Genomic DNA, 13,255 nt, shown 5'->3' on the forward strand with positions numbered 1-13,255 from the left:
GATTTTACTCTTCTATCCCAAACGCCGACAGGCGAACGAATTCGCTGACGCGCTTGCGGATATCGTCGGCGGTTAGATTGATGATGCGCTCGGCACCAAATTTCTCCACGCAGAACGAGGCCATGGCGGAGCCATAAATAATAGCCCGTTTCATGTTATCGAACGAAATATCATCGGTGCTGGCCAGGTAGCCGATAAAGCCGCCGGCAAACGTATCGCCCGCGCCGGTGGGGTCAAATACTTCTTCGAGAGGGAGGGCCGGCGCAAAGAAGATCCGGTCTTCGTGGAAGAGCAGGGCACCGTGTTCGCCTTTCTTGATAATAACGGTCTTCGGTCCCATCTCCTGTATTTTGGCGGCCGCCCGGACCAGCGAGTATTCTTTGGTCAGAATACGGGCTTCCTCGTCGTTTACCGTCAGCACATCCACCAGCGGCAGCACCTGTAGCAGGTCGTCCATCGCAATTTCCATCCAGAAGTTCATCGTATCGAGCATGATGAGTTTCGGCCGGTTTTTCAGGCGTTCAATCACCGTTTTCTGAATCGCCGGTGCCGTATTCCCCAGCATCAGGTACTGGCAATTCTGGTACGACTCAGGGATGATCGGGTCGAAGTTCTCCATCACATTGAGCTGCACCTCCACCGTATCGCGGGTGTTCATATCGTTATGGTAGCGCCCCGACCAGAAGAAGGTTTTCTCATCCTGGCGAATTTGCAGGCCTTCGGTATTTACGCCGTGCTGCACCAGAATACTAATCATCTCCGGCGGAAAATCGCCACCAACAACGGCCACCAGGTTGTTCTGCTTTGTGAAATACGAGGCCGATAGCGTAATAAAGGTAGCGGCTCCACCGATAATCTTATCGGTCTTCCCGAAGGGCGTCTCCAGGGCGTCGAACGCCACTGATCCAATGGTTAGTAAGCTCATTTCTCTCGTTTGAACGGTCCGCCGTAGCGGGTTTAACGTTTGACGTTTAACGTCTAAAGCCTGAGCATATCTGTTAACCGCCGGGCGGCCCCGCTCAACCCTTAAACGTCAAACCTCAAACGATATATTATATAATCGGGTGGCGTTTGAACTCCTTTGTCCGGTCGAAGAGGTAGCGGTAGGTGATGTGCTTTTTGTTGACCACACCCCCGAACATCTTGGAGACCCGAACCATCTTGACGTTGAAATCGCCGATCCAGTTTAATTCCAGGTGTTTATACTGGTAATCTTTTGTCCAGCAAATCTTTGAATAGGCAATGGCAATGGCCGACTCAATACCCCGCCCCTGATATTCCGGTACTACCCCGAACACCAGGCCGAAAGCTTTCTCATTGATCTTTCTGAGCTTGTAGTACAGAAAAATCAGCTTGCCCAGCAAATTCATCCTGCCGTTGACGTGCTTGAAAATCTGGTTCAGTTCCGGCAGCATAATAAAAAAGGCAATCGGCTCGCCGTTGCTGTAGCCGAACCAGACGAGTTCCTCCTCCAGGATCGGCTTCATCCGGTTCATGATCGCACGGGATTTCTCCACGGTCATATCTCCCACTCCCAGGTGTTTTGCCCAGGCTTTGTTGTAGACAGTCCGGAAGTCTTCGGCGTATTTCTCCAGCTTTGCCTTTTCGATATGCCTGAACTCGTAATCCGGTGAATTCAGAATCCGCTGCGCCCGCTCAAATACCGAGGGGTGAATCATCTGCCGGACTTTATCTTCGGGCATGGGCAGATAAAACGTGAGCTGCGCGAAGTATTCTTTAAACCCATACTGCTCGAAGAACGGAACATAATAGGGCTTGGTGTAGGGCATTCCGTAGTTCGGCTCCTTATCGAATCCTTCGACCAGCAGCCCCCACCAGCGGTCACGCTCCCCAAAGTTGATCGGGCCATCCATAGCCTCCATACCTTTGCTCACCAGCCATTCCTTGCAGGCATCGAACAGGCAGAAAGCCGCCGTCTGATCGTCGATGCACTCGAAAAAGCCCATGCCGCCCGTCGGCTGATCGTTGTTGAGGTTTGCCGTTTCGTTGTTGACAAACGCGGCTACCCGGCCAATAGTCTTCCCGGCATTGTCCAGCAGCAGCCAGCGGATGCAATCACCGTTTCGGAAGAACTTGTTTTTCTGCGGATCAAAAATACCTTCAATATCGGCATCCAGGGGCCGTATCCAGCACGGATCATTTTTGTACAGCCGGACCGGAAGCTTAATAAACTCTTTCCGATAAGCCGGGTTTGTACCCACTTCTACAAGCTGCATAGCAAACGGGGGTGGCTTGACAATCAAAGCGGCAAATATAGTGAAAAGGGGCCGACTTGTCGATTTACGGTCAACATTCCGTAGATTTGTACCCGCCGGAAATGCCTGTCGGCTACGGTGTACCGGCCCTGATTTTCATTGCAGCATCGAATGTCACAACCTGTTAAGTTATACAATACGCTTACCCGGCGGAAAGAGCCGTTTGAGCCGATTAACCCGCCCTATGTAGGTCTCTATGTGTGCGGACCCACCGTTTACAATTACGTTCACCTGGGCAATGTTCGTACCTTTCTTACCTTCGATACCCTGTTCCGCTACCTGACATATGTCGGATACAAAGTCCGCTATGTGCGTAACATTACGGACGTGGGGCACCTGGTGGGCGACAGCGACGAAGGCGAAGATAAAATCGGGCGGATGGCCAAGCTGGAAAAGCTGGAGCCGATGGAGATTGTGCAGCGCTATACCAACGATTTCCATCAGATCATGGAAATCTTCAATATTCTGCCGCCGAGCGTGGAGCCAACCGCCACCGGCCATATGGTGGAGCAGATTGAGGCCGTAAAAAAGCTGATTGCCCAGGGGCTGGCGTATGAGTCCAATGGCTCGGTGTACTTCGACATCAATACCTATAACCGGGAGGGCGGAAACTACGGCAAACTCTCCGGCCGCATTCTGGATGACCTGCTTAATGAAACCCGCGAGTTGGACGGCCAATCGGAAAAGCGCAATCCGCTGGATTTTGCTATCTGGAAAAATGCCTCGCCCGAGCATATCATGCGGTGGCCATCGCCCTGGGGTGATGGATTTCCCGGCTGGCACCTGGAGTGTACCTGTATGAGTACCAAATACCTTGGTAGCCAGTTTGATATTCACGGTGGTGGCATGGACCTGAAGTTCCCGCACCACGAATGTGAAATTGCGCAGGGCAACGCTCTGACCGGCAAAGACCCAGTCCGGTACTGGATGCACTCCAACATGCTGACGGTAAACGGGCAGAAGATGAGCAAATCGCTCGGCAACTCGTTTCTGCCTACCGAACTGTTTACGGGTAACCACCCCTTACTGGAACAGGCGTACTCGCCCATGACGGTGCGCTTCTTTATGCTACAGTCGCACTACCGGAGTACGCTGGATTTCTCAAACGAAGCCTTGAAGGCAGCCCAAAAAGGCTATAAGCGGCTGGCGAATGGCCTCCGGATTGTGAAGAGCATGGCGTTTATAGTAGAAGAAGGCTCGGTGCCGGACGAAACCCATCTGGCCGAGATCCAGAAACTGCGGCAGGGCTGCTTCGATGCGATGAACGATGATCTGAATACGGCTATCACCATTGCGCACCTGTTCAACCTGCTGAAGAAAATTAATCAGCTATATATGAACCAGCTTCAGCCCTCGGCGGTGGGGCAGGAGGCCTTTAACCTGCTGCGGGATACCTTTGTCGGCTTTACCGAAGACGTGCTGGGCCTGCACGAAGAACGTAATGAAAACGGTGACGCCCTGATCGACGGTATGCTTGATCTTTACAAGGAATACAAGGTGCAGAAACAATACGATAAGGTCGACCAGATACGTTCCTACTTCAAAGCGCAGGGGCTGGTTATCAAAGACATGAAGCACCGCATCGACTGGGCTTACGAAGAATAATGTCCCCGCCGGCATCCTTGCCGGCGAGACACTTTGTTCCTATTATCTTCTTCAGGAAACGCATTAACATGTTTAATAAAACCACACTGATCTACCTGCTGGCAACGGTGCTGGCCCTGGGATCCTGCAAAAGCCGGCAAACCCCAAGTGAGACCAAAGCCGAGCAGATAAAGCTGGCTCCGGCACCCGTTTTCAACGCCGATTCAGCCTACAGCTATATCGAAAGACAGGTAGCCTTTGGGCCACGGGTGCCCAATACCCCAGCGCACCAGCGCGCCGGCGATTATCTGGTGGCAAAACTCAAAGAGTATGGCTGGCAGGTGACCGAGCAGCCGTTTACCGCCACCACCTACGATGGTAAAAAGCTGAACGCCCGCAACATTATCGGCAGCTTTAACCCCCAGGCCGCGAAGCGAATCCTGCTGGCATCGCACTGGGATTCCCGGCCAACAGCAGACGAAGGCCAGGGGACACAGAATAAACCCGTGCCGGGTGCCAACGACGGTGCCAGTGGAGTAGGGGTGCTGCTGGAATTGGCCCGTACGTTGCAGCAGAGCCAGAACAAACCTGCTGTGGGCGTCGATATTATCTTTTTTGATGCCGAGGATTGGGGTAATTCCGAAAAAGCGAGCGATGAATACGGTGGATTTCTGCTGGGTTCCAAACATTGGGCGGCCAACCTGCATAAGCCCGGCTATTCGGCTTATTACGGCCTTCTGCTGGATATGGTGGGAGCCAAGGGGGCTACGTTCCTGAAAGAAGGTACTTCTATGCAGTATGCCCCAACCGTGGTGAACAATATATGGCAGATTGCCAGCCAGTTGGGCTACAGCCAGTACTTTGTGGACCAGTTAGGAGCCACGCTGACCGACGACCACGTGCCGGTAAACACCATCGCCAAAATTCCGATGATTGACATCATTCACTTGAATACCGGTGGTGACCGCACCTTCTTTGAAGACTGGCATACCGTTGAAGATGACATGCGCAACATCGACCGCAGTACGCTGAAGGCGGTGGGGCAAACGTTATTACAAGTCCTGTATAACGAAGAATGAAAAAGGCTCTTCTCTACTGCGGCATAGTAGCCATACTGGGTGGTTGTAGCGAGGCTCCGGATAAACTGGGCAGGCTCGATTTAGTGAAGTGGCGGCAGGACCGGGGTGGCTGCAACGGCCTCCGGTCTACGCTGGTTCCGGACCTGAAAGCTGTTCAGCAGGACCTGAAAGGCCGGTCAAGTAACGAAATCGGCCAACTGCTTGGCCGGCCCGATATTAACCAGATTGCTGACCGGGGGCAGAAGTTCTATATCTATTTCCTGGAGAAAGGGCCTCATTGCGACGACACTAAAGCTAAATCAGCCGCTCCCTCGGTAGCGATCCGCATGAGCGCCGTTGGTGTGGCCACCGAAGTGACTTTTCAGAACGGGCTGCCGTAAAATCTACACGTAAAACTTCTTTCGCAGAATCATCTCTTCCACGACCTCTGGCACCATATACCGGATGGAGCGGTTCTGCCGAATGCAGTCGCGGATGTACGTCGCCGAAATATCCAGTAGGGGAGCCTCTACCAACCGGACGCTGGTATGCTGTTTATAGGGGCTTTCAACGGCCCGGGGGCGCGGGTAGACGTACAGGCCGAAGTACTCCAGAATTTTGTCGTAGTTCTTCCAGTTTTCAAACTGCTCCAGGTTATCTTCGCCCATAATGAGCGTAAACTGGTGCTGCAGGTATTTCTCCTGAAGCCGCGCCAGCGTGTCGATGGTGTAGCTCGGCCGGGTCATCGAGAACTCAATGTCCGTCACTTTGAGCCGGCTATTGTCCGCAATAGCGCGTTCGACCATTTCGTAGCGGTCAAACTCGTGCAGGAGGCTTTTGTTTTTCTTAAAGGGATTTTGGGGAGAGACCACAAACCAGACCTGCTCCAGGTCTGTGGCGGTCGCCATGGTGTTGGCAATGATTAGGTGCCCAATGTGAATGGGGTTAAATGAGCCAAAGAATAAGCCAATCTTCATGCCGCATCTGCTAAATCACTACCGCTTTGGGTGGTACTTTCGATTCGTGGATGAAGTCGTCGGCCAGTTTCTGCGCTTTTTTCAAAGCATCTTCCAGGTTATCATTCACCAGAATAACATCAAACTGGTCCTGAAAGCTCATTTCGAAATGAACCTTAAACAGGCGCTTTGATAGGCTATCTTCGGTTTCGGTACCGCGTGTCAACAGGCGAGCCTTCAGCGTTTCTTCGTCGGGTACTCTAACAAACACGGCTAGTGCGCGGTCGCCGTAGTAGTGTTTCAGTTTCAACCCTCCCTGTACATCTACGTCAAACAGCACGTGCTTTCCTTCGTCCCACAACCGCTGAATTTCTGCTTTCAACGTACCATAGAACGCGCCAGTATATACTTCTTCCCACTCGACAAATTCGTCGTTATCAATCTTCTGCTTAAATTCTTCGGGAGTTAAAAAGTAGTAGTCTTTGCCGTTTTGTTCGCTGCGACCCCGACGGTCGCGCGTGCAGGCGGAGATAGAGAAGCCGAAGTTCGGATTGGTGGCTAAGAGGTGCTTGACGATGGTGGTTTTGCCCGAACCTGAGGGTGCCGAAAAAATAATGAGTTTACCTTCCAATGCCGCGAATTTAACTAACGATTTGAGACCGGATTGCCGTTGCCACCTTCTCGGGGCAGCACTTCTTCTCAATCTTACCCTGGAGGGCCTCTTTAATGCATTTCTCCAGTTTGTACATTTCAATACATGGTCGGCAAATATCCATATTCAGTTTGAAGTGTTCTTTTTCTTCCTCGGTTGCCCCTCCATCCAGAATTGCCTGAATTTTCTTCAGACACTCCGCCTGATGCTCACAAGTGTCTTTCATGGGAACTGTCCCCGAATGAACTTCTTCAGACATACCTTCCATACTTACCGAAGCTGATGAACGCAATGAACCTGACATTGGAAAAGTTAAATTAATTCCAAAAAATTTACAACATTATATTTCTTGTCTTTAGAACCGAATCTGTCCGGTAAAAAGTTTCCGGCTACTCATCATTTTTATTGTAACCCATTGATGCAGCATAATCTCTGAGTTTGTCTTTCAACAGGTTCCGGGCACGGTGCAGACGAGAACGTACCGTACCAATTGGAATGTCGAGAATCTTAGCCATTTCCTCGTATGTGAACCCTTCGATATCGCAGAGGATAATAACCGTCCGGAAATCGACCGGCAGCGAGTTGAGCGCACTGGCTACTTCGTCGCCGATCATGTCCTGCACCGTATCTACGCGGAGGTCCGTCGTATGTTCGGTTTCAGACGCTTCATCGGAATTATAGGTTGTTTCTACATCTTGGTAGTCAACCTTTGCCGGCTCCTTACTTTTTTTCCGGTAATCGTTGATGAAGCTGTTTTTCAGAATCCGGAACAACCACGCTTTGGCGTTAGTTCCCTGCTCAAACGAAGAGATAAAGCGAAACGCTTTTAAATACGTATCCTGCACCAGGTCGTTGGCGTCATCTTCGTCCATCGTCAGCCGGAAGGCAAAGTTGTACATAGAGTCTATATGGGGCATAAACTCTTTGTTGAAGACCTGGTGCTTTTGTTCTTCTGTATACCCTTGAAGTTGCGTATCTGCCATAAGTTCGGGCATCGTCGTCATAAAATTATAAAATGTAATAAATGTTTGTCAGGCAAGCCGGGGGGCTTCGGCGGCTTCGACCTTAAAACGCGTACTAATGTTTCATTCAAAAAGGGGTTTACAAGCTCATTACCTGCTTATTAGGGCAGGATTGCCAACCTGCCGGAATTTTAAAAACCTTATTCAATGGATAAAGCAAAAACGAACCGCAATGTTTTATCCTTGTTGCAAAAATCAATCCGATTGCCCCTTTATCCATTGAGCCGCAAGAAATACGACAAGTTGTCAGCGTACAAGGAAAACTGGATATGTGGTAATAAGTCGGCCTGGAAGGCTAATTTCTGGTAAAGAACTGAATCAGCACAATGCAGATGGTCGAAAACAAACTACTGGCTACCGTACGCAGCAAGGTTGGAAAAAACAACGTTACACTGCTCGCTTCAATAAAGAACAGGGCTGCGTGGTGAATCAAAGCAAGCACAAACACATAACGGAAAAAGGCGGCACTCCCCAGCCCTTGTAACGACAATATCAGCCGGGACTCCTGCACGCGCTGCGCCAGTTGAATTCTGACTACTGCCGGACGTAAATAAGCCATCAGCACGGTAGCGGCTGCGTGCATTCCCAGCGTATTATAAAATGTATCAATGATTATCCCTGTGGCGAAACCGATCAGCAGCAGAGCTGTGGTGCTGATTTCAATCGGCAGCAGCAGAATGCAGGCAATGTAGATAAAACTGAAGGCAAAATCGAACAAGACCAGATTACGGACAATCAGAATTTGCAGCGCCAGGTATAAAATAAAAAGAAAAAGGATGTTAATGATTTCGCGAATGGTCATTTTTGTTCAGCGTCAACTAATTTCTGTAACTGGTCCTGCTGCCTGATTAAACTGTTCTCAACGACATACACAAAGGAAAGATTGCCAAAATTAGTCGCCAGATCGATATCTATATCATGAAATGTCTGATTTGGCTGAACGCCCACGCTCCGCACCCGGCCAATCAGGATTCCTGGCGGAAACACGGAGTTATAATCCGAGGTTACCACCGAATCGCCTTTACTCACCGGTTTATACCGCGAAATATCGTATAGCTTCATCCGGTCGGGCAGAACGCCATCCCAGCGGGCGGTACCAATGTCATTTCCCTTTACCAGTCTGGCCGACACCCGGAACTCGGAATGCAGGATAGACGTGGCTACCGAGAAATGTTCGTTGCAGTAGCGAATCTTCCCGACAATGCCCGACGGTGAAATCACCGCCATACCCGGTTTAATACCCTCCGCCGTGCCTTTGTCAATAGTCAGGTAGTTGTTGGCCAGCTGGGTGGTGTTGTTAATCACCTTGGCGACGGTATACTTAAATCGCTTGGCAAAAACGGTATCGGCTCGGTAAGTGGCCGGGGCAATGGGTTGTTTCTGCTGTAACTCCGTCAGCTCGGCATGGAGTCGCATATTCTCGTCGGCCAGATCGGCATTGACCTGCTTGAGCCGCATATAGTTGCGGGCTGCATTGGACCAGGCCAGCATTTGGGCCGCGTAGCGATTGGAGGTGTTGAAAAAGCTGGCACTCCAGTAGTTGTTGGTATTGATAATAAAATAAAAACAGACTACTTCCAGCAATACAAACAGGATAAAATTGCGGCTACGGGCAATAAACGCAAAGAGTTCTTCCATGCACAGCGGAACGGAGGTTGGTATGTGTTGTTAAACGGAGATAGGTTTGAGCCAAAGGCCCAAACCTATCCGGCTTGGTTCATTTTAGGATTAATACTCTGCTTAGCTAATCAGAACGGACTTGTACATGTCCAGGTTCTTGATTACCTCACCAGTTCCTTTCACCACAGCTTTGAGCGGGTCGTCGGCCACGTGGATCGGCAGCTTGGTTTTAGCCGCCAGCCGCTTATCGAGGCCGTGCAGCAACGCACCGCCACCTGTTAGGTGAATACCATTGGTGTAAATATCGGCTGATAATTCCGGCGGTGAAATCTCCAGCGCCTTCATTACCGCTTCTTCAATTTTGGAAATCGACTTGTCCAGCGAATACGCAATTTCGCTGTAGGTCACCTTAATTTCTTTCGGTATACCGGTCATGAGGTCACGACCGCGAATTTCGTAATCAGCCGGCGGATTATCAAGCTCCGGCAGGGCCGAACCGACTTCCATTTTGATCTGCTCGGCCGAGCGCTCACCGATGAGCAGGTTGTGCTCCCGGCGCATATAATCCACAATGTCGCGGGTGAAAACATCACCGGCAATGCGGATCGACTGCTCACAAACAATACCCGACAGCGCAATAACCGCGATCTCGGTAGTACCCCCGCCGATATCGACAATCATTGTACCATTAGGTTGCGTAATATCGATACCAATACCAATGGCGGCTGCAATTGGCTCGTGTACCATATAAACCTCTTTTGCCCCAGCGTGTTCAGCAGAATCCTTTACGGCCCGCTTTTCTACTTCTGTAATGCCTGAGGGAATGCAAATAACCATCCGGTGTGACGGAGAGAACAGCCGGCTGCCTGTATCGATCATTTTGATCAGGCCACGAATCATTAATTCGGCAGCGGTAAAGTCGGCAATAACACCATCTTTGAGCGGCCGTATTGTTTTAATATTTTCGTTGGTTTTTTCATGCATTTGCATCGCTTTGTGACCAATAGCCAGCACTTTGCCGCTGGTTTTGTCCATCGCGATGATCGAAGGCTCATCCACCACAATCCGGTCCTTGTGAATGATCAGGGTATTGGCGGTACCCAGGTCAATCGCAATGTCGCTCGTTAAAAAATTGAAAAGTCCCATTCTAGGCGTGTGCAAAAGAACGATTAATGTCTATCTTTCTAATAGGATGCAAAAATATGGATTATTAGAGATAAACAACGCTGTTCTCTTGCGTGATTTAACACTTTTTTAAGATGATAGTCAGTTGGTTTGTCATATCTAAGCCCTGGGTAACGCCTAAAAGCGTTACCTTTGCAAGACTATGGGAATACGTTCGGTTTTAAGCCGGCCGCTGGCGCGATGGGTAGTTCAGCGGCAGCAGGAGTGGATGTACCGGCCCGCCGAAGCGCAGCAACGCTGGTTTCAGCACCTGGTCGGTCAGGCCCGCAATACACAGTTTGGTGCCGACCACCGGTTCCGGGATATTCAGACCGTAGCCGATTTCCGGCAGGCGGTGCCGGTGCGGGATTATGAAGACCTGAAACCGTATATAGAAAAAGTAGTGGCCGGAGAGCCTGATATCCTGTGGCCGGGCAAACCCTTGTATTTAGCCAAGACCTCGGGTACTACTTCCGGTACCAAATACATCCCGATCACGAGAGATTCCATCCCGAACCATATCAACTCAGCCCGCGACGCGCTGCTGAATTACATTTACGAGACAGGTAACGGCGCCTTTCTGGACAAGAAGCTGATCTTTCTGTCGGGGAGCCCGGAGCTGGATCAGAAGGGGGGGATCAATACCGGCCGGTTGTCGGGCATTGTCAACCACCACGTGCCGGCTTACCTGCGCACCAATCAACTGCCGACGTACGAGACCAACGTGATCGACGACTGGGAGACTAAACTGGACCGGATCATCGACGAGACCATCCATCAGCCCATGTCGCTGATTTCCGGCATCCCGCCCTGGGTGCAGATGTACTTCGACCGGATTCAGGAGCGTACCGGTAAGAAAATCAAGGATGTGTTCCCGCATTTTTCCCTGTTTGTGTACGGGGGCGTCAATTTTGAGCCGTACAGGGCTAAATTATTCGAAACTATCGGCAAAAGGGTAGATTCCATTGAAACCTATCCGGCTTCTGAAGGTTTTATAGCCTACCAGGATACTCAGACCGAAGAGGGACTGCTGCTGCTGCTCGACAGCGGTATTTTTTTCGAGTTTATCCCGGCCGAGGAGTTTTTCGAGGAAAACCCGCGCCGACTGACGATTGGTGAGGTGGAGTTGGGGAAAAACTATGCCGTTATCATCAACAACAATGCAGGCCTGTGGGGGTATTCCATCGGTGATACCGTGAAGTTTGTGTCCCGTGAGCCGTACCGGCTGGTGGTGACCGGCCGGATCAAGCATTTTATCTCAGCCTTCGGCGAGCACGTCATTGGCGAAGAAGTGGAGAAAGCCTTACAGTACGCGATGGCGCATCATCCGGAGACGGAGGTCGTGGAGTTTACGGTTGCCCCCATGGTGGCTCCTGCCGAAGGATTACCGCATCATGAGTGGCTGATTGAATTTGCCGCCCCTCCGCACGACCCGGCCGCGTTTGTTCGTGACCTCGATTCGCGCCTAACCGAACTGAACGTGTATTACGACGATCTGATATCGGGCAATATTCTTCAACAACTTAAGCTGACGGCGCTGCCGCGTGATACCTTCCGGAACTACATGAAATCGCTGGGTAAGCTGGGTGGGCAGAACAAGGTCCCGCGCCTGTCGAATGACCGAAAGATAGCCGAAGGCCTACTGGCTATAGCTAAGCAATCACATGAGTAAGAAACGCCATATTGCCATTCTCGGCTCCACCGGCTCCATCGGCACCCAGGCCATCGATGTTATCAAAGCGCATCCCGACGAGTTTGAGGTGGAGGTGCTGACCGCCAACAGCAACGCCGACCTGCTCATTGAACAGGCCGGCGATGTTAGGCCGAACGTGGTGGTGATCTGCAACGAAGACCTGTACGACCGGGTATTTGCCGCCCTCGACCCGCTTGGTATTAAAGTCTACGCGGGTATTAAAGCCGTAGCCTCGGTGGTGCAGATGGACAGTGTTGATATGGTCCTGACGGCTATGGTGGGCTATGCCGGTCTTTTGCCGACTATTAAGGCGATTGAGGCCGGTAAGCATATTGCGCTGGCCAACAAAGAAACGCTCGTAGTGGCTGGTGAACTGATTACCCGGCTGGCGCAGGAGAAAGGGGTTAATATTTACCCCGTCGATTCGGAGCACTCTGCTATTTTTCAATGTCTGGTAGGCGAGTTTCATAATCCGATTGAGAAGATTATTCTGACCGCTTCGGGCGGGCCGTTCCGGGGACAGACGCGGGAGTTTTTGCAGACCGTAACCAAAGCACAGGCGCTGAAGCACCCGAACTGGAGCATGGGAGCCAAGATTACCATCGACTCGGCCACGCTGATGAACAAGGGGCTGGAGGTGATTGAAGCCAAATGGCTGTTTGGGCTGGAACCGGCTCAGATTGAGGTGGTGGTACACCCGCAGAGTATCATTCACTCGATGGTGCAGTTTGAGGACGGCAGCATCAAAGCACAGATGGGCTTACCTGATATGCGGCTGCCGATTCAGTTTGCCCTGGGTTACCCAAGTAGACTAAAGTCCGATTTTCCACGTTTCAATTTTATTGATTACCCAAAACTGACCTTTGAACAGCCAGATCTTCAGACCTTTCGGAACCTGCAACTGGCCTACGATGCCCTGGCCAAGGGCGGTAATATGCCCTGCATCATCAACGCGGCCAACGAAATAGCCGTTGATGCCTTTCTGCACGACACCATCGGTTTTCTGGAAATCTCCGACATAATTGAAGAATGTACGCAGAAAATCGTGTACATTGGTCGCCCCGGTTACGAAGATTACGTGGAGACCGACAAAGAAACCCGGCGGGTTGCGAAGGAAAAAGTTAAAAGTTTTGTTTAAGTGGTAGAGGTGGTTTGAATCGAGCAAACAAATCATGGATGCACTGATCTGGGGAGCCATAGCCGGGATTGTTATTACACTGATCTTTATGT

The 13,255-nt window shown here is 50.9% G+C and carries 14 protein-coding genes; 5 read left to right on the top strand and 9 right to left on the bottom strand.

Translation table 11 applies throughout. The annotated features are described in order from the left end of the window. Nucleotides 1-4: 4 nt before the first annotated feature. Both ABD931_RS18650 and ABD931_RS18655 read right to left on the bottom strand, forming a co-directional pair. Nucleotides 5-925: a PfkB family carbohydrate kinase gene (locus tag ABD931_RS18650; protein WP_345269396.1), complete on the bottom strand. Its 921-nt coding sequence runs from the start codon at nt 923-925 to the stop codon at nt 5-7. Nucleotides 926-1,052: 127 nt separating this feature from the next. Beyond that, nucleotides 1,053-2,237: a GNAT family N-acetyltransferase gene (locus tag ABD931_RS18655; protein WP_345269397.1), complete on the bottom strand. Its 1,185-nt coding sequence runs from the start codon at nt 2,235-2,237 to the stop codon at nt 1,053-1,055. A gap of 150 nt (nt 2,238-2,387) precedes the next feature. Here ABD931_RS18655 and cysS point away from each other — a divergent pair, with 150 nt between their 5' ends. From cysS to ABD931_RS18670, 3 genes are all read left to right on the top strand, one after another. Continuing rightward, nucleotides 2,388-3,881 (top strand): cysteine--tRNA ligase, encoded by a 1,494-nt coding sequence (cysS, locus tag ABD931_RS18660; protein ID WP_345269399.1) that lies wholly within the window; start codon nt 2,388-2,390, stop codon nt 3,879-3,881. Nucleotides 3,882-3,949: 68 nt separating this feature from the next. Continuing rightward, nucleotides 3,950-4,939: a M28 family peptidase gene (locus tag ABD931_RS18665; protein ID WP_345269400.1), complete on the top strand. Its 990-nt coding sequence runs from the start codon at nt 3,950-3,952 to the stop codon at nt 4,937-4,939. Next, on the top strand, nt 4,936-5,319 hold the full coding sequence (locus ABD931_RS18670) for a hypothetical protein (RefSeq protein ID WP_345269401.1): 384 nt from the start codon (nt 4,936-4,938) through the stop codon (nt 5,317-5,319). Before ABD931_RS18665 ends, ABD931_RS18670 begins: the two co-directional genes overlap by 4 nt. Before the next feature lie 3 nt (nt 5,320-5,322). Here ABD931_RS18670 and nadD read toward each other — a convergent pair whose 3' ends face one another. The 7 genes from nadD to ABD931_RS18705 form a co-directional block, all read right to left on the bottom strand. Then, entirely contained in the window at nt 5,323-5,895 is a 573-nt protein-coding gene (gene nadD / locus ABD931_RS18675; RefSeq protein ID WP_345269402.1) for a nicotinate (nicotinamide) nucleotide adenylyltransferase, read from the bottom strand. A 10-nt stretch (nt 5,896-5,905) separates the two neighbouring features. Continuing rightward, nucleotides 5,906-6,505 (bottom strand): guanylate kinase, encoded by a 600-nt coding sequence (gene gmk, locus ABD931_RS18680; RefSeq protein ID WP_345269403.1) that lies wholly within the window; start codon nt 6,503-6,505, stop codon nt 5,906-5,908. Between the two features lie 10 nt (nt 6,506-6,515). Then, nucleotides 6,516-6,752, bottom strand: a complete 237-nt coding sequence (locus ABD931_RS18685; protein ID WP_345269404.1) for a hypothetical protein — start codon at nt 6,750-6,752, stop codon at nt 6,516-6,518. 163 nt (nt 6,753-6,915) lie between these two features. Next, nucleotides 6,916-7,521, bottom strand: a complete 606-nt coding sequence (locus ABD931_RS18690; RefSeq protein ID WP_370469334.1) for a sigma-70 family RNA polymerase sigma factor — start codon at nt 7,519-7,521, stop codon at nt 6,916-6,918. 322 nt (nt 7,522-7,843) lie between these two features. Next, nucleotides 7,844-8,350 carry a hypothetical protein gene (locus tag ABD931_RS18695; RefSeq protein WP_345269406.1) on the bottom strand — a complete coding sequence of 169 codons (507 nt, stop codon included), beginning with the start codon at nt 8,348-8,350 and terminating at the stop codon, nt 7,844-7,846. Then, nucleotides 8,347-9,186, bottom strand: coding sequence for a rod shape-determining protein MreC (mreC, locus tag ABD931_RS18700; protein WP_345269407.1), 840 nt, complete (start codon nt 9,184-9,186; stop codon nt 8,347-8,349). The genes ABD931_RS18695 and mreC overlap by 4 nt, the downstream gene beginning before the upstream one ends. 102 nt (nt 9,187-9,288) lie before the next feature. Then, nucleotides 9,289-10,314, bottom strand: a complete 1,026-nt coding sequence (locus ABD931_RS18705) for a rod shape-determining protein (RefSeq protein ID WP_345269408.1) — start codon at nt 10,312-10,314, stop codon at nt 9,289-9,291. A gap of 181 nt (nt 10,315-10,495) precedes the next feature. Here ABD931_RS18705 and ABD931_RS18710 point away from each other — a divergent pair, with 181 nt between their 5' ends. Together ABD931_RS18710 and ABD931_RS18715 are read left to right on the top strand one after the other, a co-directional pair. Then, nucleotides 10,496-12,004, top strand: a complete 1,509-nt coding sequence (locus ABD931_RS18710) for a GH3 auxin-responsive promoter family protein (protein ID WP_345269410.1) — start codon at nt 10,496-10,498, stop codon at nt 12,002-12,004. Continuing rightward, the gene (locus ABD931_RS18715) at nt 11,997-13,163 is read left to right on the top strand and encodes a 1-deoxy-D-xylulose-5-phosphate reductoisomerase (protein ID WP_345269411.1); all 1,167 of its coding nucleotides are present in this window, start codon (nt 11,997-11,999) and stop codon (nt 13,161-13,163) included. Before ABD931_RS18710 ends, ABD931_RS18715 begins: the two co-directional genes overlap by 8 nt. The last annotated feature ends 92 nt before the right edge of the window (nt 13,164-13,255 follow it).

The organism is Nibrella viscosa, from assembly GCF_039541875.1.
In the GTDB taxonomy this organism is placed as follows: domain Bacteria; phylum Bacteroidota; class Bacteroidia; order Cytophagales; family Spirosomataceae; genus Nibrella; species Nibrella viscosa.

What these genes read in the sequence shown, in the direction of transcription:
- nadD (WP_345269402.1), bottom strand. Translation starts at nt 5,895, where the DNA reads ATGAAGATTGGCTTATTCTTTGGCTCATTTAACCCCATTCACATTGGG.
- mreC (WP_345269407.1), bottom strand. Translation starts at nt 9,186, where the DNA reads ATGGAAGAACTCTTTGCGTTTATTGCCCGTAGCCGCAATTTTATCCTG.
- ABD931_RS18665 (WP_345269400.1), top strand. Translation starts at nt 3,950, where the DNA reads ATGTTTAATAAAACCACACTGATCTACCTGCTGGCAACGGTGCTGGCC.
- ABD931_RS18705 (WP_345269408.1), bottom strand. Translation starts at nt 10,314, where the DNA reads ATGGGACTTTTCAATTTTTTAACGAGCGACATTGCGATTGACCTGGGT.
- ABD931_RS18670 (WP_345269401.1), top strand. Translation starts at nt 4,936, where the DNA reads ATGAAAAAGGCTCTTCTCTACTGCGGCATAGTAGCCATACTGGGTGGT.
- ABD931_RS18650 (WP_345269396.1), bottom strand. Translation starts at nt 925, where the DNA reads ATGAGCTTACTAACCATTGGATCAGTGGCGTTCGACGCCCTGGAGACG.
- ABD931_RS18655 (WP_345269397.1), bottom strand. Translation starts at nt 2,237, where the DNA reads ATGCAGCTTGTAGAAGTGGGTACAAACCCGGCTTATCGGAAAGAGTTT.
- ABD931_RS18690 (WP_370469334.1), bottom strand. Translation starts at nt 7,521, where the DNA reads ATGCCCGAACTTATGGCAGATACGCAACTTCAAGGGTATACAGAAGAA.
- ABD931_RS18695 (WP_345269406.1), bottom strand. Translation starts at nt 8,350, where the DNA reads ATGACCATTCGCGAAATCATTAACATCCTTTTTCTTTTTATTTTATAC.
- cysS (WP_345269399.1), top strand. Translation starts at nt 2,388, where the DNA reads ATGTCACAACCTGTTAAGTTATACAATACGCTTACCCGGCGGAAAGAG.
- ABD931_RS18715 (WP_345269411.1), top strand. Translation starts at nt 11,997, where the DNA reads ATGAGTAAGAAACGCCATATTGCCATTCTCGGCTCCACCGGCTCCATC.
- ABD931_RS18685 (WP_345269404.1), bottom strand. Translation starts at nt 6,752, where the DNA reads ATGAAAGACACTTGTGAGCATCAGGCGGAGTGTCTGAAGAAAATTCAG.
- ABD931_RS18710 (WP_345269410.1), top strand. Translation starts at nt 10,496, where the DNA reads ATGGGAATACGTTCGGTTTTAAGCCGGCCGCTGGCGCGATGGGTAGTT.